20 protein-coding genes are annotated in these 23,193 nt (G+C 70.8%); 4 read left to right on the forward strand and 16 right to left on the reverse strand.

Annotated features, from left to right (window positions below):
• Positions 1–172: 172 nt before the first annotated feature.
• From EGM46_RS11500 to EGM46_RS11525, 6 genes are all read right to left on the reverse strand, one after another.
• Entirely contained in the window at positions 173–1,153 is a 981-nt protein-coding gene (locus EGM46_RS11500) for a TAXI family TRAP transporter solute-binding subunit (protein WP_241156304.1), read from the reverse strand.
• Complete coding sequence (locus EGM46_RS11505; protein WP_125100290.1) at positions 1,150–2,523, reverse strand: sensor histidine kinase; 1,374 nt, start codon at positions 2,521–2,523, stop codon at positions 1,150–1,152. Before EGM46_RS11505 ends, EGM46_RS11500 begins: the two co-directional genes overlap by 4 nt.
• A 3-nt stretch (positions 2,524–2,526) precedes the next feature.
• Positions 2,527–3,198 (reverse strand): response regulator transcription factor, encoded by a 672-nt coding sequence (locus EGM46_RS11510; protein WP_125100291.1) that lies wholly within the window; start codon positions 3,196–3,198, stop codon positions 2,527–2,529.
• A gap of 69 nt (positions 3,199–3,267) precedes the next feature.
• Positions 3,268–4,509: an AAA family ATPase gene (locus EGM46_RS11515; protein ID WP_125100292.1), complete on the reverse strand. Its 1,242-nt coding sequence runs from the start codon at positions 4,507–4,509 to the stop codon at positions 3,268–3,270.
• 102 nt (positions 4,510–4,611) lie between these two features.
• On the reverse strand, positions 4,612–6,018 hold the full coding sequence (locus EGM46_RS11520; RefSeq protein WP_125100293.1) for an APC family permease: 1,407 nt from the start codon (positions 6,016–6,018) through the stop codon (positions 4,612–4,614).
• Between the two features lie 14 nt (positions 6,019–6,032).
• Positions 6,033–7,763: an amidohydrolase gene (locus tag EGM46_RS11525; RefSeq protein WP_125100294.1), complete on the reverse strand. Its 1,731-nt coding sequence runs from the start codon at positions 7,761–7,763 to the stop codon at positions 6,033–6,035.
• A gap of 144 nt (positions 7,764–7,907) precedes the next feature.
• On the opposite strand from EGM46_RS11525, the gene EGM46_RS11530 reads away from it, so the two are divergent.
• Positions 7,908–8,507: a TetR/AcrR family transcriptional regulator gene (locus tag EGM46_RS11530; RefSeq protein ID WP_125100295.1), complete on the forward strand. Its 600-nt coding sequence runs from the start codon at positions 7,908–7,910 to the stop codon at positions 8,505–8,507.
• A 193-nt stretch (positions 8,508–8,700) separates the two neighbouring features.
• Here the strand turns inward: EGM46_RS11530 and ilvA are convergent, their stop codons facing one another.
• The 5 genes from ilvA to EGM46_RS11555 form a co-directional block, all read right to left on the reverse strand.
• On the reverse strand, positions 8,701–9,945 hold the full coding sequence (gene ilvA, locus EGM46_RS11535) for a threonine ammonia-lyase (RefSeq protein ID WP_125100296.1): 1,245 nt from the start codon (positions 9,943–9,945) through the stop codon (positions 8,701–8,703).
• A complete protein-coding gene (locus EGM46_RS11540) occupies positions 9,942–11,141 on the reverse strand; it encodes an AI-2E family transporter (protein WP_125100297.1) in 1,200 nt (399 codons plus the stop codon). The genes ilvA and EGM46_RS11540 overlap by 4 nt, the downstream gene beginning before the upstream one ends.
• Positions 11,142–11,197: 56 nt before the next feature.
• Positions 11,198–12,601, reverse strand: a complete 1,404-nt coding sequence (locus EGM46_RS11545) for an aldehyde dehydrogenase family protein (protein WP_125100298.1) — start codon at positions 12,599–12,601, stop codon at positions 11,198–11,200.
• Between the two features lie 77 nt (positions 12,602–12,678).
• Positions 12,679–12,972 (reverse strand): hypothetical protein, encoded by a 294-nt coding sequence (locus EGM46_RS11550; RefSeq protein ID WP_125100299.1) that lies wholly within the window; start codon positions 12,970–12,972, stop codon positions 12,679–12,681.
• Positions 12,972–14,318 (reverse strand): inorganic phosphate transporter, encoded by a 1,347-nt coding sequence (locus EGM46_RS11555; RefSeq protein ID WP_125100300.1) that lies wholly within the window; start codon positions 14,316–14,318, stop codon positions 12,972–12,974. The genes EGM46_RS11550 and EGM46_RS11555 overlap by 1 nt, the downstream gene beginning before the upstream one ends.
• Before the next feature lie 281 nt (positions 14,319–14,599).
• Between EGM46_RS11555 and EGM46_RS11560 the strand changes: the two genes are divergently transcribed.
• The gene (locus EGM46_RS11560) at positions 14,600–14,824 is read left to right on the forward strand and encodes a glutaredoxin domain-containing protein (protein ID WP_125100308.1); all 225 of its coding nucleotides are present in this window, start codon (positions 14,600–14,602) and stop codon (positions 14,822–14,824) included.
• Positions 14,825–14,845: 21 nt separating this feature from the next.
• On the opposite strand, the gene EGM46_RS11565 is transcribed toward EGM46_RS11560, so the two are convergent.
• The 5 genes from EGM46_RS11565 to manA form a co-directional block, all read right to left on the reverse strand.
• Positions 14,846–15,883 carry a 6-phosphofructokinase gene (locus EGM46_RS11565; RefSeq protein WP_125100301.1) on the reverse strand — a complete coding sequence of 346 codons (1,038 nt, stop codon included), beginning with the start codon at positions 15,881–15,883 and terminating at the stop codon, positions 14,846–14,848.
• A 216-nt stretch (positions 15,884–16,099) separates the two neighbouring features.
• Positions 16,100–18,259: a DEAD/DEAH box helicase gene (locus tag EGM46_RS11570; protein ID WP_206427564.1), complete on the reverse strand. Its 2,160-nt coding sequence runs from the start codon at positions 18,257–18,259 to the stop codon at positions 16,100–16,102.
• A gap of 166 nt (positions 18,260–18,425) precedes the next feature.
• Positions 18,426–19,364, reverse strand: a complete 939-nt coding sequence (locus EGM46_RS11575) for a bifunctional riboflavin kinase/FAD synthetase (protein ID WP_125100302.1) — start codon at positions 19,362–19,364, stop codon at positions 18,426–18,428.
• Entirely contained in the window at positions 19,364–19,885 is a 522-nt protein-coding gene (locus tag EGM46_RS11580) for a hypothetical protein (protein WP_125100303.1), read from the reverse strand. The genes EGM46_RS11575 and EGM46_RS11580 overlap by 1 nt, the downstream gene beginning before the upstream one ends.
• Before the next feature lie 63 nt (positions 19,886–19,948).
• Complete coding sequence (gene manA / locus EGM46_RS11585; RefSeq protein ID WP_125100304.1) at positions 19,949–21,211, reverse strand: mannose-6-phosphate isomerase, class I; 1,263 nt, start codon at positions 21,209–21,211, stop codon at positions 19,949–19,951.
• Between the two features lie 163 nt (positions 21,212–21,374).
• Between manA and EGM46_RS11590 the strand changes: the two genes are divergently transcribed.
• Positions 21,375–22,745 (forward strand): O-antigen ligase family protein, encoded by a 1,371-nt coding sequence (locus EGM46_RS11590; protein ID WP_241156305.1) that lies wholly within the window; start codon positions 21,375–21,377, stop codon positions 22,743–22,745.
• 13 nt (positions 22,746–22,758) lie between these two features.
• Positions 22,759–23,109 (forward strand): hypothetical protein, encoded by a 351-nt coding sequence (locus EGM46_RS11595; protein WP_125100310.1) that lies wholly within the window; start codon positions 22,759–22,761, stop codon positions 23,107–23,109.
• The last annotated feature ends 84 nt before the right edge of the window (positions 23,110–23,193 follow it).

The following is a 23,193-nucleotide window of genomic DNA, read 5'->3' on the forward strand; positions in this document are numbered from 1 at the left end:
GTCCCGCTGCACGAGCTTCGCGCTGCGGGTGATTGGCCTGCTTGCAGCGATTCAGCGCATCGCCGCCCCGTTCGAGGTGTCGTTCTTCGCTGAACCGATCGGACCCCAACGTAGGGCCGGGCGGCGCGGGTGTCCCGCGTCTTGAGTGTTTCTTGAGGCTTCGGCCCCGCGGCTAATTACGCGCGTCGCGATAGTACGTCACCGCGCCGGAGTGCAGCTCGATGGGTTCCGTGAAGATGGCCTGGCGGCGATCGAGCAGATGCGCCGCCGGCACCGTTCGCGCGATCTCCGGCGCGCGCGCAAAGAGCACACGCGTCAGCTCGCGCACCAGGTCCGGATCGGCGGATGAGGCCGTGACCAGGTAGTTTGGCACGGTCATGGTCGCCGTTGGCGCGTCGGTTTCGTACGCGGCGACCGGGAAATCCGCGGTGCGATAGACGCCGGCGTGGCCGGCGTTCACGCGCTCAACGGTGCTCGGATCGATCGACAGCAGCCGGACCGGCGTCGCCTCGGCGAACTGCGCGATGCCGGGCGTCGGCACGCCGCCCACCCAGAAGAACGCGTCGATGCGTCCGGTGCGCATCGCCTCGATCGACGCGTTGACCCCGAGCTCGCTCACCCGCAACTGCTCGCGCTCGACCCCCGCCGCGGCGAGCACGCGCGTCGCGATGACCTGCACCCCGGAGTTCGGCGCGCCGAGCGACACCCGCCGGCCGGCGAGCTCGGCGAGCTCATCGATGTCCGAGTCCGCAGGCACCACGACGTGGACGAATTCGTCGTACACGCGCGCGATCGCCTGCACCGCGAGCGGCTCGGAGAAGTCCCCGGTCCCCGCGATCGCGTCGGCGGCGGTATCCCCCTGCGCGAAGCCGACGATCGCGCTGCCGTCCGCAACGCGCGTGAGATTGTCGACCGAACCGTGCGTCTCCACCACCGAGATGTCGATCCCCAACTCGTCGCGCAGTTCGGCGGCGAGGCGATCGCCGTACGCGTAGTACACGCCTGCGGCGCCGCCCCCGGCGATCTGGAGTTTCTCCCCGTCGCCCACCGCCAAGCCAGCGCAGCCCGCGAGCGCGAGCAGCGCGCCGGTCAGGAGCGCGATCGCCTGCACGGCGCGCCGCACGCGCGCCACGCGCCGCCGCCCGCCGCTCACGGTGTCACTCCGGGGAGCGTGAGGGCGACGCGGAGTCCGCCGCCGTCCGGGGCGGTCACCGCGAGCGAGCCGTTCAGCGCGTCGAGCAGGTCGTTGGCGATAGCGAGCCCCAGGCCGGACCCGGCGACGTTCTGGTCACGCGCGCTGCGCCAGAAGCGCCCGGTGACGAGGTCGAGGTCGCCCTCGGGGAGCCCTGGGCCGTGATCCCGCACCGCGATCACACACACGTCGCTCCCGCCGTGCACCGTGATCTCGATCGCGGAGCCGGCCGGCGCGAACTTCACGGCGTTGTCGATCACCGCGTCGAGCGCGGTCTCCACCGAGGTCCGGTCGGTGGTGCTGAGCGCCGGCCCGGCGTGGTCGACGGCGAACGTCACCCCGCGCTCGCCAGCGACGTCGCGCCACGCCTCTGCGCGCGCGGCGGCCACCTCGGCGAGGTCCACCACCGCGAATGCTGAGTCGTGCTGCCCCGCGCGCGCCATGCTGAGCAGCGTATCGAGGATGCGTGACATCCTGCGCCCCTCCTCGCGGGTCTGCTCAACCTCCGCATCCCAGCGCTCGTCGAGCCCCGTTGCGAGGTACTCGACGCGCAGCAGCAGCGCCCCGAGCGGGTTGCGCAGCTCGTGCGAGGCGTTCATCGCGAACTCCTGCTGACGTGAGATCACCCGCTCGATCTCGTCGGCCATCCGGTTGAACATCCCGATCATGCGCCGCATCTCGGGCGGGCCGGTGTCGTCGGAGATGCGCGCGCCCATCTCTCCGTGCTCGATCGCGGCCATCGCGGCGTCCACGCGGGTCATGGGGCGCAGCACCCAGTTCGCCAGCCGCACCGCGGCGAGCAGCAGCAGGGCGATGACCGCGGCGCACACGCCGACGAGCGCCGCCCAGAGCAGGAGCGTCTGCGTGCGCTGCGGCTCCGCGCTCGCCACAATCGCCGCCGCACCGATCACGTTCCCGTCGTCAAACACCGGCTCGACCGATTCAATCTGCGTGAGCGCCCACGGCATCACCGGCGCTGGCGGATCGCTGCGCCGCCCCGAGAGCGCGAGCCTCAGGCGATTCTCCGTGGCGTCGCTCACCGCATCGGGTACCGGGCCGCCGGACGCCCACAGCGCGCCCGAGCGGTCAAACACCGCGATCCGCGCGCCGTAGAGCTCGCTGTAGCGGCTCAGTTCCCCCGCGATGATGTCGGGGCTGCCGGCGCGGAGCGCCTGCCGCGCACCGGTCAGGAAGTACGACAGCTCCGCCGCCTGCTGATTCGCCGCCTCGATCTGGATCGTGCGCGCGACGTTCCAGGCGTACGCGCCGCCGAGCGCGAGCAGCACCACGGTCATCGGCACGAGCAGCACCGCGATCAGCCGGGTGCGCACGGCCTACGCGCCCGTCAATCGGTAGCCGACGCCCCGGATCGTCGCCACGAGGTCCGCGCGGCCGAGCTTGCGTCGCAGCGAGCCGACGTGCACCTCGAGCGAGCGGCTGAACCCGCTCCAGTCGGTGCCCCACACCTCGCGGATGATCCGGTCGCGCGGCACGACCACCCCGGGGTAGCGCGCGAGCACCGCGAGGATGTCGAACTCCTTCGGCGTCAGCTCGGCGGCCTCGCCCGCGACGACGACGCGGCGATGCGCGAGGTCGATGACCACATCGCCGATGTTCAGGCCGGTCGCCGTCCCCGGGTCGACGGGCAGCGCGCGCGTCCGCCGCGTCACCGCCTCGATGCGCGCGAGCAGCTCGCGCACGTCGTACGGCTTCACCACGAAGTCGTCGGCCCCGGCGTGGAGCCCCCGGATCCGCTCCTCGACGCGGCTTCGCGCGGTCGCCACGATGATCGGCACGCCGGAGACGCCACGGATCCGCCGACACACGTCGATCCCGTCCATGTCGGGGAGCCCGAGGTCGAGGAGCACGGCCTCGGTGTCGGCGCCCAGCGCCTCGAGCGCGGCGGCGCCCTCGCCGACGCACACCGTGGTGTAGCCGGCCTGGCGCAGGTACGCGCTCAGGGCGGCGGCGACCCGCTGGTCGTCTTCCACAATGAGGATCTTCATGTCGGCTCTCCGCCCGTCCGTGGGCACCCCCAGACTAGGCCATGGGCGGAGCGCCCGCGCGACCGGGACCTACGATTCAGAGCTCGTCTCGGGCCATGCAGTGGTGAGGTAAGCCTCGAGCGCGCGGTGCCGGAACGAGTACCTGCTGCCGCGCTGCACGATCCCGCGCACGGTGTCGAGGCGCTGCGCGAACGGCCCCACGCTCGCCGCCGCCGCGTAGCCCATCGCCCGCGCGATCCCCGTGGCCGTGCGGGCCTCCGGCGCCGCGGCGGCGAGCGTCTCCACGAACTCACGTTCTTTCGCTGGCAGGCGGTCGAGGATCCGCTCGACGTGCGCGGTGGCCTCGTGCTTCGCAGCATCCCAGCCGGTGAGCACGTCGTCGAGGGTGATCATCTCGCCCTGCCCGGCGTACCAGGCGCGCTCGCCGGCGAGCTGGAAGAGGAACGGCTCCCCGCGGCAGAGCTCGACGAGTTTCTCAGCGGCCTCGCTCGTCATGCGCACGCTCCGGGACGCGCCCTCGCCGGCGCCCACCTCCCACCCGGGATCGATGAACGGGGCGAGCGCCAGGCGAAAATCGTCGTCGGAGATCGGTACGAGCGTGGTCGAGGCGAAGCGACGCGCGAAGGTCGCGCCGGTGCGCGACGACGCTTTCTCCGCGAACTCCGGCAGCCCGGTGAGATACACGGCCAGCGGCAGGGCGCGCTCATGGATCACGCGCCCGGGAAGCTCGACCGGCACGCGCGTGGTGATGGCATCCCCGAGGCTGATGAGGAGCTGCGAGAGCGCGTGCTCGTTGGTCACGTTCTGGATCTCGTCGATGTGGATGATCACCACCGTGCGGGCGCGGATCGCCGCGCGCCCCACCGCTTCGAGGAGTTCCGTGAGCGCGGTGTGCGGCTCCGGTCCGGCGACCCGATCAATGGTCAGCGAGATCCCGCTCGCCGCGACCTGTCGCACCCGGCCCAGCATGTCGGAGATCCGCCGCTCCCGGGACGCGGAGAGGCCGGCGAGGTCGGCGAGGTGCAGCACCGCGGCCGCGACCGCCTTCAGCGGGTCGGCGCCGATGGGGAGCCGGACCTGCGGCGTCACCCAGGCGCCATCGGCCGCGGCCGACGCGGCAATGCGTCGCACCAGCGTCGATTTGCCGAGCCCCGGCTCGCCGGTGATGGTGCGGCCGCGCTCGTTGAGGCCGGCGAGGAGGCGGGGTTTGAGCACCCGCTCCCAGTCGCTCTGCTGGTCCACCCGGCCAGCCCACACCGCCGGGATCGTGTCCGATCCCGGCGTGAACGGGTTATTCGTGGCGTCGCGCATGAGTCAACATTAACTGAGGATCCGCTGGTCTTGTTAACATTAACACGGAGGATCGGCGCCTGTTACGCGCTCCGACCCGCGCGGGAGCCCCGGCCCACCCGGCTACTCGTACATGCTGACGTTGATCGGGCCGGTGAGATCCGGCGCTGGGGCGCGGAACCCCCGCGTGGTGATGAGCAGGTAGGCGGCGCCCAGCAGCACCCAGATCCCGCCGACGATCATCGACACGGTGTCGAGGCTCAGCCACAGCCAGACGTTGATCACGACGCCGATCGCGGGCACGACGACGAAGCCGAGCCAGGCGCCGGCGCCTCGCCGCCGCAGGAAGCGGAAGAACACGAAGATTACCGAGAGGTTCACGAACGTGAACGCGATGAACGCGCCGAAGTTGATCATCGAGGCTGCGCGATCCAAATCGACGAACAGCGCGGTGAGCGCGATCGCCGCGACCACCAGCACGTTGGCCACCGGCACCCCGGTGCGCGGGTTGATGCGCCCGAACAGGCGCTTCGGCAGCGCCCCATCGCGACCCATCGCGTAGAGCAGGCGGGCCGCGCTCATCTGCTGCGTGATGCCGCAGCCGAGCACCGCCATCATGTACCCGCCGACGAAGATCGCCTGGAACGCCGCCCCGCCGATGTACTTCGCAATCTCCGGCGACGCCCCGACGATGTCGCCGAGCTCGCTCACATCGGGGAAGAGCACCTGCATCACATAGGTGACCGTGACGAAGAACGCGCCGGCAACCCCGATGATGATGAAGATCGCGCGCGGGATGTCACGCTCGGGTCGCTCGGCCTCCTCCGCGAGCGTCGACACCGCGTCGAAGCCGAGAAACGAGAGCGCCAGCACCGCGGCCCCCGCCGAGATCGCCGCGAGCTGCAGGTCGCTCGAGATGAACGGCCGCACCGTGAACTCGGCGCCGTTCGCGCCGTTCGTGATGTTCACGACCGTGAGCACCACGAAGACCACGGCGACGACGAGCTGGATCCCCACCAGGATGATGTTCATGCTCGCGGCGAGCTTCACGCCGATGAGGTTCATCACCGTGCACACGCCGACGGTGAGGAGCACCCACACCCAGAACGGCACGTCGGGGAACACCGCTCCCATGTAAATCGCCGACAGGATCGCGTTGATCATCGGGAGGAGGAGGTAGTCGAGCGTCGCCGCCCAGCCGACCAGGAAGCCGAGGTGCGGGTTGATCGCTTCCTTCGCGTACGTGTACGCCGACCCGGCGACCGGGAAGAACCGCACCATGCGCGAGTAGCTGAACGCGGTGAAGAGCACCGCGACGATCACGACGAGGTACGCGAGCGGCACGTGGCCGCCCGTCACGTCGGCCACGATCCCGAACATGTCGAACACCGCAAGCGGCGCCATGTACGCGAGCCCGATGAAGACGAGGTGCCGCAGCTTCAGCGTGCGCCGCAGCTGGGCCGGGGCCGCCGCGTCAGCTGACGCGGCGGCCGGGCGAGAGAGTTCCGTGTGTGATGACGCCGTTGACATCGGTGGCTGCTTTCCTAGTGTGCGTGCGTGTGGCCGTCGTGGTGGTCGTGGTCGCCCGCCGGCTCCCCGCAGGACTGCCCGGCACCACCGGGATCCTGGCTGCGCGCGGCCGCGGCAGCCCCGCCCTGCTCGCCGTGCACGTCGTGGATCGCGGTGCCGCCGACGACGGTGAGATCCGCGCGCTGCTCGAGCAGTTCGGCGGGATCCATCGCGTAGAGATCCCCCGACCACACCACGAGGTCGGCGAGCATGCCGACGCGCAGGGTGCCGACGGTGTCCTCTCGGTGGAACGCCTCGGCGCCGCCCGTGGTGTACGCGCGCAAGGCGCGATCCAGATCGAGCCGCTCGCCCGCGGTCCAGCCGTCCGAGCCGTCAAGGCGCGCGCGGGTCATCGCGCTGTACAGGCCGACCAGGGGATCCATCTCCCCCACCTGCCAGTCGCTCGAGAAGGTGACGCGCGCGCCCGAGTCGATCATCGACTTGAATCGCCACGCGCGATCCCAGCGCGCCTCGCCGACGTTCTCCATCCAGGTGCCGGCGACGAGGTCGGGGGACGCGTGGCGGGGCTGCATGGCGGCGACCACGCCGAGCTCGCGGAATCGCGGCAGGTCCTCGGGCGCGAGGCACTCGACGTGCACGATGCCGTGGCGGGTGTCGCGGACGCCGTTCGCGCGCTGGGCGGCCTCGATCGAGTCGAGCGTGAGCTGGATGCCCCAGTCGCCCGTGGCGTGGGTGTGCACCTGGTAGCCGAGGCGATCGAGCTCGACGAAGAGCTTCGTGAACTCGGTGGGCGCGAGGCTCGGGTGGCCCCGGTGACCCGGGCGGTTCGCGTAGTCCTGCAGCATCGCGGCGGTGTGCGGCTCGATCACGTCGTCGGCGTAGAGCTTCACCGGGCCGAGCGAGAAGCGCTCGTGCTGCGGGGTCTCGCGGATCGCCTCGGTGATGCGCGCGCGGAAGTCGCCGTCGGCGCCCACCGGGTGGTAGATCGCGGCGATCGTGCGGGAGGTCAGCTTGCCCTCGCGCTCGGCGCGCGCGAACAGGTCGAGCTCGGCGAGCGGCACCTGCGGCTCGACGACCGTCGTGATGCCGACGCTCGCGGCCATCTCCAGGCTGTTCGTGATCTTGCGGTAGCGGCGATCCGGCGAGTACATGGGGATGTCGCGCTGCAGCTCGGCCAGGCCGGCGATGGTCATCGCGCTCGTGTAGAAGTCCGTGACCCAGCCCGTCGGCTCGCCCGTGGTCGCGTCGATCTCGGGGTTGCCCCACGCGATGTCGCCGCCGTTTAGGATGCCGAGCTTCGCGAGCGCCGGGCGGTTCAGCCACACCGAGTGCTGATCGTAGGTGGTGATGAACACGGGCTTGTCGGTCACGCCGACGAGATCATCCGCGTTGGGGCGGCGGCCTTCGACGACCGAGTAGAGCGCGTTCTCTGCGCAGACCCAGTCGAGCTCGGGGTGCGTCTCCGCGAACTCGGCAATGCGGGATCGCACGACGTCGAGGCTCTGCACCTGGTCGAGGCTCACCGCGAGGTCGTCGAAGCCGAGCAGCAGGTGATTGTGCGTGTCGGCGACGCCCGGGGTGACGAGGCGGCCCTCGAGCTGCACGGTGCGGCGGGCGCTCGGGGCGTCCGCCGCCGATCCGACGTAGCTGATCGTGGTGCCGGTGACGCCGAGTGCCTCGGCCCACGGCTGCGCCGGATCGAAGGTGCGGATGCGCCCGCCCGTGTAGAGAGTGTCGACGGCCATGTCTGCTCCTGGAGTTCGTGACGGCGGGCGCGCCTGCGGTGCGCTCCCGAGTTATTTAACTCAAGAGTAAATTAATTTACTCATTTGTCAAATAACTGGGTGCGACGGCCCGCGCGTGGTGGCCGGCCTGGCATACTGGCAGCTATGGCACGACCGAGCACCCAGAAGCAGCGCCGCATCGAGGTCGTCGACGCGGCGCTCGCCGCCGCCGCCGAGCACGGACTGAGGAACCTCTCGCTCACGGACGTCGCCAACCAGGCCGGGGTGACCCGCGGTGCGCTGCTCTACTACTACGACGACCTCGACGCGATCCTGGTCGAGGCGCACGCCGCCGGCATGGCACGGGTGGGCACGGAGCGTGCCGCCCTCGTCGCCCGGCACGACTCCCCCGCGGGGAAGCTCGCCGCGGCGATCGATGCCGGCCTGCCGAGCGGGCCGGACGACGCGCTCATGCGCCTGCTCTACGAGTTCGACGTGCTCGCGGGCAAGTCACCGCTGCACGACGAGCTCGTGCAGCGGCTCTACGGGGAGCAGCTGCAGCTCTACACCGAGATCCTCGCGGAGGGGGCGGCGGCGGGCGAGTTCGCGCTGACCGGGGAGCTCGCTGACACGGCGATGAATTTTGTTGCACTTGAGGACGCTTACGGCCTACATATCGTCGCGGGCGGCAGCATCACGGTGTCCGACGCGCGGCGCGCGATCCGGGCGTTCGCGGCCCAGGCTGGCGCCCCGCTCCCCGAGTAGGCGGGGGCCGGGTGTCCCCACTTCGGAGCGACTTTGAGCCGGTATCGCGGCGCCGAAGTGACCCAGACTCGCCCCGAGTTGGGCGAGCGGTCCCGCGACCCCGCCGCCACCGAAACGAAGTTGGGGTCCGGGCCGCATTGGCCGGGGGATACCGGCTCAAACTCTCACAAAGTGAGAGTGGTGGCGCGGGGCCCTAGTAGCGCTCGCCCACCCGCACCTGGTAGCCCGCATCGCGGAGCGCCTGCGCCACCTGCTCGCCATGATCCGCACCGCGCGTCTCAATGTGCAGCTCAAGCTCCACCTCGCTGACCGGCAGCTCCGTGGCGTGACGCGTGTGGATCACCTCGATGACGTTCGCGTTCTGCTCCGCCACAATCGACGCCGTCCGCACCAACTGGCCGGGCACATCGGGGAGCAGGATCCGCAGCTTCGTGTAGCGCGCGGCGGCCGCGAGGCCGTGCCCGATGACGCGCTGCAGCAGCAGCGGGTCGATGTTGCCGCCGGAAAGGATCGTCGCGGTCGGCCCGGAGAGCTGCAGCTGCCCCGTGAGCATCGCGGCGACGCCGGCCGCGCCAGCCGGCTCGACGACGAGCTTCGCCCGCTCGAGCAGCATGACGATCGCGCGCGCGATGTCGTCGTCGCTGACCGTCACAACCTCGTCGACAAAGTCGCGCACGAGATCGAAGTTGCGGACGCCGGGGCGCGCCACCGCGATGCCGTCCGCGATGGTCGACTTCGTCTGAATCGTGACGGGTTCGCCCGCGGCGAGCGAGACCGGGTACGGTGCTGCGTTCTCCGCCTGCACACCGATGATGCGGATCTCGCGCCCCTGCGCGGCGGCCCACTGCTTCGCGGCGACGCCGACGCCGGCGATCAGCCCGCCGCCGCCGATGGGCACAACGATGTTCTCGATCTCGGGCGCAGCGTCGAGTATCTCGAGCGCGATCGTGCCCTGCCCCTCGATGACGGCCGCGTCGTCAAACGGGGGGATGAACGTCGCGCCGCTCTCGCGCACGAAGTCCTGCGCGGCCTGGTTCGTCTCGTCGAACGTCGCCCCGACGAGCTGCACGTTCGCCCCGTAGTTGCGGGTGGCCTGCAGCTTCGGCAGCGCGACGCCGAGCGGCATGAAGATCGTTGCCGTGATCCCGAGCTCGCGTGCCGCGAACGCGACGCCCTGCGCGTGGTTGCCCGCGGAGGCGGCGACCACGCCGCGTGCGCGCTCCTCCTCGCTGAGCTGCGTCAGACGGTTGTACGCCCCGCGGAGCTTGTACGCGCCGGTGCGCTGCAGGTTCTCGCACTTCAGGTACACGCGCGGCACCCCGAGAATCTCCGCGAGGAAGCGTGACGACTCGAGCGGCGTGCGCCGCGTCACCCGGTGCACCACATCGAGCGCTCCGGTGAACTGCTCCAGGGTCGGTACCGTGGTGGTCTGAGTCATGTGAGGCCTTCCTTGCGATTCAGTTTGGCGACGGTTCGCGCGCGATGCTTCGCCTGCTGGTGGGTCCGTTCGCGCTTGTGGTACGCGGCGACCGGGTCGGTGCCCCGGGTCCACTCGCGCTTCACGAGCGTGTTGACGATCGAGTTCGCCGCCGCGGCGAGCGGCACCGCGAAGAGCGCGCCGGGGATGCCGGCGATGAGCGCACCCGTGGAGACCGCGAGCACGACGCCGAGCGGGTGCACCTTCACGGCGTTGCCCATCACGAGCGGCTGGAGCACGTGGCCCTCGATCTGGTTGACGAGGATCACGACGCCGAGCATGAGGAGCGCGTTGATGGGCCCGTTGTAGACGAGCGCGATGAACGCGGCGAGGAGGCCGGTGGTGATCGCGCCGAGGAACGGGATGAAGGAGCCGAGGAAGACGAGCACCGCGATCGGGATCGGGAGCGGCACGCCGAGCAGCGCCGCACCAACGCCGATGCCGACGGCGTCGACGAACGCGACGAAGATCTGCACGCGAACGTACTGGCCGACCGACACCCAGCCGGCGCGGCCGGCCGCGTCGACGGGCGCGTGCGCGCGGGCCGGCAGGAAGCCGAGCACCCAGAACCAGATGCGCTTCCCGTCGATGAGCAGGAAGATCAGCGAGAACACGGTGAGCAGCGCGCCGGTGACGAACTGCCCGGCCGAGGTCGCGATGCCGAGGGCGCCGTTCAGGATCTCGGTCTGGTGCTCCTGCACCGTCTTGAAGATCTGCTCGGTGAAGCCCTGCAGCTGCTCGGCCGTGATCCCGAGCTTGTTCTCCTCGATCCAGTGCAGCACCTCCCACCACACCTCTTCCGAGCGGCTGGAGAGGTCGCCCAGCCCACTGCGCAGCTGGGTGATGATGAGGTTGATGAGGATCCACACCGATGCGACGAAGAGCGTGAGCGCGGCGACCACCCCCATCCAGTGCGGTGCGCCGCGGCGCACGAACCACTGCACCACCGGCGCGAGGAGCGCGGTCAGCAGGATCGCGATCAGGATCGGGATCACGATGATCCGCACCTGCACGATCAGCCACAGGAACCCCGCGAGCGCGAGGGCGATGATGATCAGCCGCCACGACCAGGCGGCCGCGACCCGGATCCCGAGCGGCAGCTCGGAGGCAGCGTTGCCGCTCTCGTCAACGCCCAGCTCGTCTTTACGCTCGTCCACGGCACAATCCTAGCGATCGGTGTATGCGCGTCGGGTGCATGCTGCCCCGGCTCCCGCTACAGCAGTTTCTGGAGGGGGCCACGCGCGAGCGCCTCCTTGGCGCGGGTGAACGGCGGCATGATGGTCGCGGCGAGCGTCTCCGGGCGCAGCGGCTTCGAGAGCACGGCCTTCTCGTGGCTGAACACGAGGAACGAGCGTTCACCGTGGTAGGCGCCCATGCCGCTCTCGCCCACCCCGCCGAAGGGGAGCTCGGGAGCGACGAGGTGGAGCGCTGGGGTGCCGAAGTTCAGTGCGCCCGAGCTGGTCTCTCGCTCCCAGCGGCCGCGCACCGCGCGGTCGTCGCTGAACACGTATGCGGCGAGCGGCTTGTCGCGCGCGGTCACGAACGCGAGCGCGTCATCGAGCCCGGCCACCTCGACGAGCGGCAGAATCGGGCCGAAGATCTCGTCACGCATCACCTGCGCCTCCCGCGCGACGCCGCCCAGCACGGTGGGGGCGATCCAGCGCGATGCCGCGTCATGCTCGCCGCCGGTGAGGATCTCGCCGTCGCCGAGGTAGGAGACGAGCCGCTCGAACTGGGCGTCGGTGACGATGCGCCCGTAGTCGGGGTTGCCAGCGGTCGCTGTGCCGTAGAGGTCGTGGATCGCGGCGACGAGCGCGGGGCCGAGCCGGCGCAGCACCTCGGCGGTGCCGAGCACGTAGTCGGGCGCGATGCACGTCTGCCCGGCGTTCATGAACTTGCCCCACACGATCCGCCGCGCGGCGTCGGCGAGCGGAACGGTGTCGTCGATGTAGACGGGCGACTTGCCGCCGAGCTCGAGCGTGATCGGCGTGAGGTGCTCGGCGGCGGCGCGCGCCACCACGCGGCCGACCCGGCCGTTGCCGGTGTAGAAGATGTGGTCGAAGCGCTCCTGCAGCAGCGCGGTCGTCTCGGGAACTCCCCCGGAGACCACGGCGACGGCGCGGCGGTCGAGCGCATCAGGGAGGAGACGCGCGAGGAGCTCCGCGGTGGCCGGGGCGAGTTCGCTCGGCTTCACAATGGCCGCGTTGCCCGCGGCGATCGCGCCGATGAGCGGCGAGAGTGCGAGCATCAGCGGGTAGTTCCACGGCGCGATGATGAGCACCACCCCGAGCGGCTCGGGGACCACGCGCGCGGTCGCCGGCTGCACCGCGAGCGGCACGGGAACCCTGCGCGGCCTCATCCACCCGGCGAGCTCGTCGAGCGCGTGCTCGATCTCCGTGCGGAGGAAGCCGATCTCGGTCAGCTGGGCCTCGGTCGGCGACTTGCCAAGATCCTCGTGCAGCGCGCGCTCGAACTCAGCTCCGCGCTCCACGAGCAGGGTGCTGAGCCGCCGCAGCTGCTCGCGTCGCCACGCCGCGGGTCGCGTGTGGCCGGTACCGAAGCTGTGGCGCAGGCCGGACACGATTCCGGGGATCCGTTCGACTGAGGTGGTGACCATGGCCCCACCCTACTCCGCGTCGCTGCACCCCGCGTCAGCGCCGTGCACGCGCGCCTGGATCCCCAGCCGCCCCGGGTTTACCAGAAGTGGAGGCCGGGGATGATCAGGAATACGCCGACGAGCACCGCGAGCCCCGAGAGCCCGAAGCACACGTTCGCTGCGATGGTCGCCCAGCGCGGGCGCCCGAGGTCGATGTCGTCGTCCTCGTCGTCGCGCGAGGGCCCGTTGGGCTCGAAGCTGCCATCGGCGCGCGGCGCTGGCGGGGCCGGCGTCGCGAGGAACCGGATCCCGAAGGAGTAGAGCGCGACGACGAACACGGCGGAGACGAGCGCGGCACCGAAGACGATGAGGAATGCCATCCAGTCGATCATTATCGCGCCTCTCCCGTGTTCGCGTCGCCGTCAGTTCGTGCGTCGGCTGCCTGGGACGTCGCCTCGGCCTTCTCCGCCTCGCGGAGCGCCTTCTCGGCTTCCTTCGCAGCGACGTCGTCGCGCACCGCCGACTGCGCGACAGCGGTGAGGTGCGGCATCGAGCCGGTCTTCGTCTTCACCGGCTTCACCTTGCCCTTGCGGATGCGCACGGCGTAGCCGGACTCGGCGACATCGGGGACCGGGATCGCGTTCGAGTGGTCCACCTTGTTGCGGCGCGAGCGCCAGAAGATGAAAAGGATGAAGCCGAGGCCGAGGATCGCGTCGATGATGATGCCGACCATGCCGAGGTGCGCGATGAGCGCGGCGACCGCGCCGACGGCGCCGGCCGCCGGCAGCGTGAACAGCCAGCCGGACGCGATGCGGCCGACGGTGCGCCAGCGCACGCTCGAACCGCGGCGGCCGAGACCCGAACCGATGACGGAGCCCGAGGCGACCTGCGTGGTCGAGAGGGCGAAGCCGAGGTGCGTCGAAGCGAGGATCGTTGCCGCGGTGCTCGTCTCGGCGGCGAAGCCCTGCGCTGGCTTCACCTGGGTGAGGCCGGCACCGAGGGTGCGGATGATGCGCCAGCCGCCGGAGTACGTGCCGATCGCGATCGCGAGCGCGCAGGACACGATCACCCAGAGGTGCGGGCCGGTGCCGGGATCCTGCAGGTTCGCGGCGACGAGGGTGAGCGTGATCACGCCCATCGTCTTCTGCGCGTCATTCGTGCCGTGCGCGAGGGCGATGAGTGAGGACGAGGCGATCTGCGCGTAGCGGAAGCGCCCGCGGCCGTCCTTCTTCCCGTCGTGGCGGCGCGTGATCGCGTAGGCGACCTTCGTCGCCGTGAACGCGACGATGCCGGCAGTGAGCGGGGCGGCGAGCGCCGGGATGATCACCTTCGACAGGAGGACCCCGCCGTTGATGGCCGAGAACCCAGCGCCGACGATCGCCGCGCCAATCAGCCCGCCGAAGAGGGCGTGCGATGAGCTCGATGGCAGACCGTACAGCCAGGTGAGCAGGTTCCACACGATGGCGCCGATCAGGCCGGCGAAAATCATCGCGGGCGAGATGAGTACACCACCGTCGCCCTCGTTGATGAGGCCGCCGGAGATGGTCTTTGCGACCTCGGTGGAGAGGAACGCGCCAATGAGGTTCAGGATCGCGGCGAGGAGCACCGCGGTCTTCGGCTTCAGCGCTCCCGTGGCGATCGGCGTTGCCATCGCGTTCGCCGTGTCGTGGAAACCGTTGGTGAAGTCGAAGAAGAGGGCCAGTACGATGACCAGCAGCACGACGAGAGTGAGTTCCACCGGCGTCTTTCGTTCGGGGGCATGGGCCGTGGATCACCCGCACTGTCACCCGAACTTCACCAAATGTTCAGTCGAGGTACCTTGACACGCGAGCGCCACGTTCATGCTTCCACCTTGGACGGAACAGGTCAAGCTGGGACCGTGCCGTTTACCTGCCGTTCACCCGGACCCAGCCGGCGCTCGATCGGCGGCGCTACACTGGCTTCCTGCCGATCCATAGGAGGTTCACCGTGAGCACGGTACAGCTGAGCGATTTCGTCCCCGAGTCTGGCGAGATCACGATGTTCTCGACGGAGTGGTGCGGCTACTGCAAGCGGCTGAAGCTGATGCTCGACAAGTCCGGTATCGGCTACACCGAAGTGGACATCGAGAACACACCTGGCACCCCGGAGCTCGTCATGGCGGCGAACGGCGGCAACCAGACCGTCCCAACGGTCGTCTACCCCGACGGCACCACGGCGACCAACCCCTCGCTCAACGACGTGAAGGCGCAGCTCGGCCTGTAACCGGCCCGCGCCACCGCGCGCCTAGCCGAAGCTGAGGCGCGCCTCCTCGTACCGTGCCGCCGGCACGGTCTTCAGCGCGCCAACGGCGTCGGCCAGTGGCACGAGCTCCACCCGGTCGCCGCGCAGCCCGGCCATCGTGCCCCACGCGCCGTCGTTCGCGGCGTCGACCGCTGCGATGCCGGTGCGCGTCGCGAGCACCCGGTCGAACGCGGTCGGTGAGCCACCGCGCTGCACGTGGCCGAGCACGGTGGCGCGCGTCTCGATGCCGGTGCGCTGCTCGATGCGCGGTGCCAGCACCTCGGCGACTCCCCCGAGGCGCGGACGGCCGAAGCCGTCGAGCCCCTCACGGGTGACCGCGTCCGCCTCGCCGGCCGGCCGGAAGCCCTCGGCAACGACGACGAGCGAGGACCGCCCGCGGTCGCGAACGCTGAGCACCCACTCGCAGATCTGCTCGACGGACTCGGGAAACTCGGGGAGCAGGATCAGCTGCGCGCCGCCCGCCATGCCAGCGTGGAGGGCGATCCAGCCGGCGTCGCGCCCCATCACCTCGAGCACCATGCAGCGGCGATGCGACTCCCCCGTGGTGCGCAGGCGGTCGATCGCTTCGGCGGCCACCGACACCGCGGTGTCGAAGCCGAAGGTGTAGTCGGTGCCGCCGAGGTCGTTGTCGATGGTCTTCGGCACCCCCACCACGGGGATGCCAGCGTCGTGCAGCATCTGCGCGACCGTCTGCGTGCCGTTGCCGCCGATCAGCACGAAGCCGTCGATCCCGAGCTCGGCCATCCGCGCGCGGACCGCTGCGAGCGCGTGCGGGGTGGGAACGCCGCCGGGGAACGGGGGCACGCGGCTCGTGCCGAGCATCACGCCGCCGAGGGGCGAGATGCCCCGCACGGCGAGGCGGTCGAGCGGCACGGTGTCGCCGTCGTGGAAGCCGCGCCAGCCGTCCATGAAGCCGACCATCTCGAAGCCGTGCACCTCGACGCCGCGGAGCACGGCGCCGCGGATCGCGGCGTTCATTCCCGGGCTATCGCCGCCCGAGCACAGCACACCGATTCGCATGGGTCCCCTTCACCTCGATTGCCGCCAGCGTCGCGGCGACGCGGCGATCCCCATGCTAGCGGTGGCGAGAATCGACCGAACAGCACAGATCGCGCCACTTGCGCGCTGAAAACGGCCAGCGGCCCACGCCCCGTGATGGGGCGTGGGCCGCTGGCCGTGATCGCTGGCCGCGACCGCTGGCCGCGCAGCTCGCGCCGCGGGCGCCGGGTGCGACGGCTACGCCTGGGCGATCGCGCGCTGCAGCACGCCCATCAGCGCGAGCAGCTGCACCGAATCCTCGGTCTCGTCCTTCGCCTCCGCGCCGTCGAGGGCGCGCGCGGCGAGGCCGGCCTTGCCGTCGATGAGCTCCGCGATCTTCGCGTCGATCGTCTGCGCCGCGACGATGCGCCACGCGGTGACCGGCTCCGCCTGGCCGATCCGGTGCACGCGGTCGATCGCCTGCGTCTGCTCGGCGTCGGTCCAGCTGAGCTCCGCGAGCACCACGTTCGATGCGGCCTGCAGGTTCACGCCGACGCCCGCAGCGGTGAGCGAGCAGACGGCGACGGCGACCTCGGGGTCCTTGTTGAACGCGTCGATCTGCTCCTGCCGGAATGCGGTGCTCTGGTCGCCGCGAATCGACACCGTCGTGAGCCCGGCCTCGGCGAGTTGCGCCTCCACCCGGTCCATGACGTCGATGTGCTTCGCGAAGAACACGACCTTGCCGACCGAGCGCGCGAGCTGCGCCGCGTAGTCCGCCGCGAGGCCGGCCTTCGCCTGACCGATCTGGCGCACCATCGTGAACACATTCATGCCGTCGGCCGAGGCGTTCGACTCTTCGAGCTCCTGCGCACACACCATGCGGATGATCGCGTCGTCGCTGAGCTTCTCCCCCAGCTTGCCGTTCTTCACGGCGGTGAAGCGATCGAGCAGCTTCCGAGCCAGCTGCGCCTCCGCCTCGCGGATCCCGCGCCCGTACTCGTCGTCCAGCTCGACGGGCAGGTCGACCACGCGCTTCGCCGGGAGATCGGCTGCGACGTCGATTTTCCTGCGGCGCACGATCCCCATGTCGATGACGCTCTGGCGCGCCTCGGGGTAGAACGCGGAGTCGGCCGGCGTCCAGCCGTTGTTCTCGAGCCGCGCCATGAGCTCGGGGCCCGGCTTCTCCGCGTCGGTCCAGCCGAGGAAGCGCCAGATCGCGCGGAAGTCGTCGATGTCGTTGATGAGCGGCGTGCCCGTCAGCGCGATGAGCAGCGGTGAGACGCCTGGCGTGCGCTCGCGGACGCTCTCCGCGATCGCTAGCACGTTGCGCGAGCGCTGCGACTGCACGTTCTTGATCATGTGCGCCTCGTCGACGACCATGCCCTTGAACCCGAACCGCGAGATCCAGCTCAGGTGGCGATCGAGGATCTCGTAGTTCACCACGAACACGTCGGCGAAGGCGTCGATGTCCTGGCCGTCGCCGTGGATCACGGTGACGCGGCGCTGCGGCGTCCACCGCTCCACCTCGCGCGCCCAGTTCATCTTCACCACGTTCGGGACGACGACGAGCAGCGGGTACGCGTCGGCAACCGACGCCGCGATCACCGACTGCGCGGTCTTGCCGAGGCCCGGCTCGTCGGCGAGCAGGAAGCTGCGGTGCCCCTCGCGCACGCTCGCGAGGAAGCGCGCCTGGTGGTCCATGAGCTCGCGCCCGGCCGGCGCGAGGCGATCCGGCACCGGGGGCTCTGGCAACGGCATGCAAGCGGAGCCGCCGCCGCCCTGCTCGAACGACTTCAAGAGCGGCCCGAGCAGCTCCCAGTTCGCGAGGCGAACCACGGGGGTGGGCTGCTTCGGCGGCGTGAGGTCTGGGGCGAGGAAGGGGTTCGCGAGCATGCGCGACTCGACGCCAGCCGGCTCGACCTGGCGCTCCGCGAGCTCCGGCGGCACGTACGCCTTCACCGGCTCCGGTGCCGACTTCTCCTCCTCGGGGAGCTCAAAGCCCGCCTGCGAGAGCATCTTCCGCTTCAGCTGCCGCGTCGCCTCGGTGATCGGCGCCGTCGGCTCGAGCAGGGTGATGAGGCTCGTATCGCGCGCCGCGGTCTTCGCGAGGATCGCCGCGACGCCGTCAAGGCGCTTCAAGGTCTCGGCGCGCTCGGCGTCGCTCACGCCCTCCTCGGTCTTGATGCGGGCGCGCTCCTCGCGCATGAGCAGCGCGATGACGTGAAACTTGGTGCGGTTCGCCGGCGTCGCCTTGCCGCGCTGCGCCGAGGCCTCGACCTCGCGCACCGCGCGCGCGAGTAGCGGAATGATGCCCTCATTGTGCGTGTGCTTGCGGCGCCCGTTCGAGCGCGATGACCCGTTCGACCCCCGCGATGTGTTCTTCGCAGCGGACTGACGCGTGGCAGTGTTGGATGCCAATGGATCTCCTGATCGGCGTGGGACGAACTCGGAACACGTACCGAGACGTGGGCCGGACGCGAGTCTCCGAGCCTGACCTCATGCGCGGCATGGGGCTCTGGGCGCACTCACGGAAGCGACCGTAGCTCGATCGTACCACTATGTCGCGCGAGCACTCACCGTGGTGCTACGCCCCGAGCAGCCGCCGGGTTTCCGCCACATCCGCGCGCATCTGCACGAGCAGCGGCTCGATCCCGTCGAAGCGCACCATGCCGCGGAGGCGGTGCGCGAACTGCACCTCAATACGCTGGCCGTACAGGTCGGCGTCGAAGTCGAGCACGAACGCCTCGACCCGCGACTGCTCGTTCGGCGTGAACGTCGGGTTGTTGCCCACCGAGATCGCGGCGACCCTGCGCTCCCCGTCGAGCAGCACCCAGCCTGCGTACACGCCGTCGGCAGGGACGAGCCCCTCGATGGTGCCGCCCAGATTCGCGGTCGGGAACCCGATCTCGCGGCCGCGCGCGTCGCCGTGCACCACATCGCCGCGGACCGCTGGCGGGCGCCCGAGCATCCGAGTCGCCGCGGCGACGTCGCCGGCGAGCAGCGCGGCGCGCGTTGCGGACGAGGAGACGGGCTCCGCGGCTGCGTCCTCCACCCACGCCACCATCTCGGCGGTGAAGCCGTGCTCGGCGCCCAGCGCCCGCAGCAGCGCGCCGTCGCCAGCGCCGCGGTGGCCGAAGCGGAAGTCGGCACCCATGATCACGTGCCGCGCGTGGAGCTTCCCGACGAGCACATCGGTGACGAAGGACTCCGCAGGGATCGCCGCGAACTCCGCGTCAAAGTCCACCATCACGCACACGTCGATGCCGGCGGCCGCGAAGGCCTCGAGGCGCTGCGCCCGGCTCATGAGCGGCTGCGGGCAGCGCTCGGGATTCAGGTAGCTGAGCGGGTGGTTCGCGAAGGTGAACACGACCGTCACCTGGCCGGCGACCGCGGCCTCGCCGCGCAGGCGCTGCAGGATTGACTGGTGGCCGAGGTGCAGGCCATCGAACTTGCCGATCGCCACGCAAGTTCCGGCCGCGAAGTCCTCGGGGCGGAGCGCCGCGAGCGATTCAATGACGCGCATCAGTAGATGTCCTGCGCTGCAGCGTCATCCGCGCCATCCTGCGCCGCGGCGCCCGCGGCGGCTGCGCGGCCGGTGCGGCGCAGCCAGACGAGCCCGAGCACGGGCAGCACGAGCGGGATGAAGAGATACCCGCTGCCGTAGCTCGACCACACCGAGGGGTGGCCGAACAGCTCCGGGGTGGTGAGGCTCAGCGTGCCGACGATGAGCACGCCGCACAGCTCGAACACGAGGGCCGCCCACGCGATCCCGCGCCACACGCGCACGGCGCCAGGGGTGCGGCCGCGCACGCCCATGATGAGCGCCACCGTCGCGACGATGTACACGACGCCGGACACCGCCGACAGCGTGTAGGCGAGCGGTGCCTCGTCGAACTTCGACAGAATCTGGTAGAGCGAGCGGAACGTCGCCGCCAACGCGAGGATCAGGTAGACGGCGATGAGCACGCGCCCCAGGCCGCCCAGCCGCTCGCCGCGCGGGGCGGGCGTTGCGGCTGCGGAGCCGGTTGCTTCAGGGTTCGACACGGACCTCAGTGTACCCGGCCGAGCCGTCCGGCTCGCCCGCGCCGGTCTCAGGGAGCCGCGGCCTCAGGCGACCGTCGCGAGGAACAGCTCGCCGGCACCGGTGAGCCGGATCGGCTCCCCCGCTGAGACGTAGAGCGACTGGCCGCGCCTGGCGGTCGCGACCTCCGCGAGCTCCGTCGCGGTGCGCTCAACGCGCACGCGGCCAGCGGTCACCACCACCACGAGCGGGTGCGGCGCCGGGATCTCGATCTCGGCCGCGGCCTCCCCCTGGCCCCCGATCGGGTCCGCGGTGTCGAGGTCGCAGAGCCGCGCGCGCAGCAGCTGGAAGTCGGGCACCGCTGGCCGCCAGGCGACGAGCCCCTGCCGGAGCTGCGTCGCGGGGAAGCGCGGCTCGGCGATTTCCTCGGCGTCCAGGATGCGGCACAGCTCTGCCACGTCGACGTGCTTCTCGGTGAGCCCGGCGCGCAGCACGTTGTCCGAGGCTGCCATCACCTCGACCGCGATCCCGCCGAGGTACGCGTGCAGCTGGCGCGCCGGGAGGAAGAGCGCCTCGCCCGGCGCGAGCCGGACAATGTGGAGCAGGAGCGACACCAGCACGCCGGCGTCGCCAGGGTGGGCGGCGAGCAGCGCGGCGAGCGCGGTGATCCGCTCCTCGGCGACGTCGTCACCCGCGTGCGGGATCGCGCCGGGCAGCGCGGCGAGCGCGCGCGCGACCGCTGGGTCCCCCGCGAACGCCCAGGCGAGGAACGCGCGCCGCACCGCCCCCTCGTCCTCGACGCCCACCGGGGCGAGGCGCGCCGCGACCGCTTCGAGCGCCGCGGCGCCTGGCGCGTCCCCCGCGGCGAGCGCCGCTGCGGCGAGCGCGCGGAGGTCGTGCCTGGCCGCACTCAGAGCGCGGAACCCGCTGAGCGCGGTCACCTCGCTCAGCGCGACGAGCAGCTCCGGCTTGTGATTCGCGTCCCCGTAGTTGCGTTCGCGCGCGTCCCGGGGGATGCCGGCAGCCTCCTCCGCGGCGAACCCCGCTGCGGCCTGCTCCCGGTCCGGGTGCACCTGCAGCGAGAGCGGCGCCCCGATCGCCAGGACCTTCATGAGGAACGGCAGCGGGCCGCCCGACACCCCGTACCGATCGGGATCCCCCTCGACCAGGTCGATCAGCGTCTGCCCAACGCGCGTCGCCTTCGCGACATGCGCGGGGCTCCCCGGGTGGGTGCCGAGCCAGAGCTCCGCCTGCGGTTCGCCCGTCGGGGTGGTGCCGAGGAGCTCAGCGAGCGCATCGATGGACCCCCACGCGTATGCGCGCGGGGTGTTCTCGATAAAGATCAGCACGGCTCTCCTCGGGACGTCCATCCGCGCAGTGACGGGTGAAATCGGCGGCGGTGGCAGTCCCTGCCAGGCAGTCGGGCGGGGTCGCTCCCAGCCCGCCCCGCCGGTGAGGATCGCGCCATGCTCTACCATACCGACTATGGCGGAGAGCAGGACCAGACTCGGCGTGAGCGCGTATGCAATCTGCGTATTCGTGCTCACGCTCGGCAGCACGGGCGTGCGCAATCTCGTTGGCTGGTGGGGCTTTCTCGGCATCGCTGCGGTGCTCACCGTGGTCGGCGTCGTCATCTTCGTCCGCGAGAAGCCCGAGCGCTTCCGCTGGTACCGACTCCCCGCACCGCTCTACTGGTTCCTGCTCCTCGCGGTCGCGTCGATCGCGTGGTCCCAGTACCGCTTCGAATCCGTCCTCGGCGTGCTCGCCCAGCTGGCGACCACGCTGCTCGCCGTGGTGCTCGCGTTCGTGCTCACCTGGCACGAGGTGCTGCGGACCCTCGGCACCGCGCTCCGCTGGATCATCGGCGTCTCGTTCCTGTTCGAGCTCTGGGTGTCGGTGTTCGTGCGCGAGCCCGTGTTCCAGAACTTCATCGACCGCCCGGAGGAGGGCGAGAAGGTCTCGAAGCTGCTCTACTGGAGCCGCGATCTCCTCTTCGCCGGCGGTCCGATCCAGGGCATCGTCGCGAGCTCGGTGCTGTTCGGCTTCATCGGCCTGCTCGGCCTGATCGTGTTCGGGATCCAGCTGCGCGCCGGCCTGGTCGGTCGCACGACCGGCTGGTTCTGGGTGCTCGCCGCCGCCGCCACCATTCTGCTCACCCGCGGCGCGACCGTGTGGGTGGCGCTCGCCGCGGCGCTCGTCGCGCTCGCGCTCGCGCTCTGGGCGCGTCGGCTCGGCCCCGAGCGGCGTGTGCCGCTCTACGCGGTGGGCGCCACGATCCTGGTCGCCGCCGTCGGCATGGTGCTGTTCGCGCGCGACTTCGTGTTCGGCCTCCTCGGCAAGAGCGGCGACATGACCGGGCGGCTCGAGACGTGGCACAAGGTCATCGAGCTCGCCGAGCAGCGCCCCTGGTTCGGGTGGGGCTGGGTCAGCTACTGGGCGCCGTGGGCCGAGCCGTTCGCCTCGCTCGACGTGAAGGCGGGGATCCCCGTCATGAGCGCGCACAACGCGTGGCTCGATGTGTGGTTCCAGCTCGGGATCGTTGGGGTGCTCGCGTTTGCGCCGCTCGTGTTCCTGACCACGTGGCGCGTGTGGTTCCGCGCGGTGGATCCGCCGCGGCGCGGCTTTGGCCCGGCGCTCCCCTACGCGACGAGCGCGCTCTGGCCGCTGCTCGTCGTGGTCGCGCTGCTCGTGCAGTCGCTCACCGAGAGCCGCCTCCTCATCGAGGGCAACTGGTTGCTGCTCGTGCTCATCGCGGTGAAGTCGCGGTTTGACTTCCAGCTGCCGTCGCTCGACGCCGAGCCGACGAAGCTGCCGTGGCGCCGGATCCCGATCCCGCAGAGCCACGCCGCTCGCGCGACACCGACACCAACGAAGACGCGGTAGCGCCGTGCAGCCGATGACCGCAGCCCGGCTCGCCGAGCTGCGCGCCGACGCGCGGCTCGAGCGCGACACCATCCTGGAGCGCCGCGTGCGCGGCGGCCAGGATCCCGCGATCGCGGTCGAGGAGGTGCCCGAGATCGACGACTTCGTCGTACTGACCCTCCGGGACGAGCTGCTCGAGGAGGAGGGGCGGCTCGCGGAGTTCGGGCTCGCGCGCCTCGCTGCGCGCGCCGGCGGCCCCGACGCCGAGGAGCACCGCCGCAACGCCGACCGCGTCGAGTTCGAGCTCCTGCGCACCATCGCAGCGGCCGCCCCGGATCTCACCGTCGCCGTGTGGCGGGCCGGGGCGCATCTGAACGCCGAGTGAACCGGGCGATTCAGCAGTTTCCGCGCGGGTACACTGGGGTGGCTTGCGTCCGTCCGACCGAAAAGAGAGGCATGTCTTCGATGC

The sequence above is a fragment of the Leucobacter chromiireducens genome, from assembly GCF_003917135.1.
In the GTDB taxonomy this organism is placed as follows: Bacteria; Actinomycetota; Actinomycetes; order Actinomycetales; family Microbacteriaceae; genus Leucobacter; species Leucobacter chromiireducens_A.

Excerpts from the sequence above, each read along its gene's own strand:
- EGM46_RS11525 (WP_125100294.1), bottom strand. The coding sequence starts at position 7,763 with ATGGCCGTCGACACTCTCTACACGGGCGGGCGCATCCGCACCTTCGAT.
- EGM46_RS11515 (WP_125100292.1), bottom strand. The coding sequence starts at position 4,509 with ATGCGCGACGCCACGAATAACCCGTTCACGCCGGGATCGGACACGATC.
- EGM46_RS11520 (WP_125100293.1), bottom strand. The coding sequence starts at position 6,018 with ATGTCAACGGCGTCATCACACACGGAACTCTCTCGCCCGGCCGCCGCG.
- EGM46_RS11530 (WP_125100295.1), top strand. The coding sequence starts at position 7,908 with ATGGCACGACCGAGCACCCAGAAGCAGCGCCGCATCGAGGTCGTCGAC.
- EGM46_RS11565 (WP_125100301.1), bottom strand. The coding sequence starts at position 15,883 with ATGCGAATCGGTGTGCTGTGCTCGGGCGGCGATAGCCCGGGAATGAAC.
- EGM46_RS11545 (WP_125100298.1), bottom strand. The coding sequence starts at position 12,601 with ATGGTCACCACCTCAGTCGAACGGATCCCCGGAATCGTGTCCGGCCTG.
- EGM46_RS11595 (WP_125100310.1), top strand. The coding sequence starts at position 22,759 with ATGACCGCAGCCCGGCTCGCCGAGCTGCGCGCCGACGCGCGGCTCGAG.
- EGM46_RS11510 (WP_125100291.1), bottom strand. The coding sequence starts at position 3,198 with ATGAAGATCCTCATTGTGGAAGACGACCAGCGGGTCGCCGCCGCCCTG.
- EGM46_RS11550 (WP_125100299.1), bottom strand. The coding sequence starts at position 12,972 with ATGATCGACTGGATGGCATTCCTCATCGTCTTCGGTGCCGCGCTCGTC.
- EGM46_RS11575 (WP_125100302.1), bottom strand. The coding sequence starts at position 19,364 with ATGCGCGTCATTGAATCGCTCGCGGCGCTCCGCCCCGAGGACTTCGCG.
- ilvA (WP_125100296.1), bottom strand. The coding sequence starts at position 9,945 with ATGACTCAGACCACCACGGTACCGACCCTGGAGCAGTTCACCGGAGCG.
- EGM46_RS11560 (WP_125100308.1), top strand. The coding sequence starts at position 14,600 with ATGTTCTCGACGGAGTGGTGCGGCTACTGCAAGCGGCTGAAGCTGATG.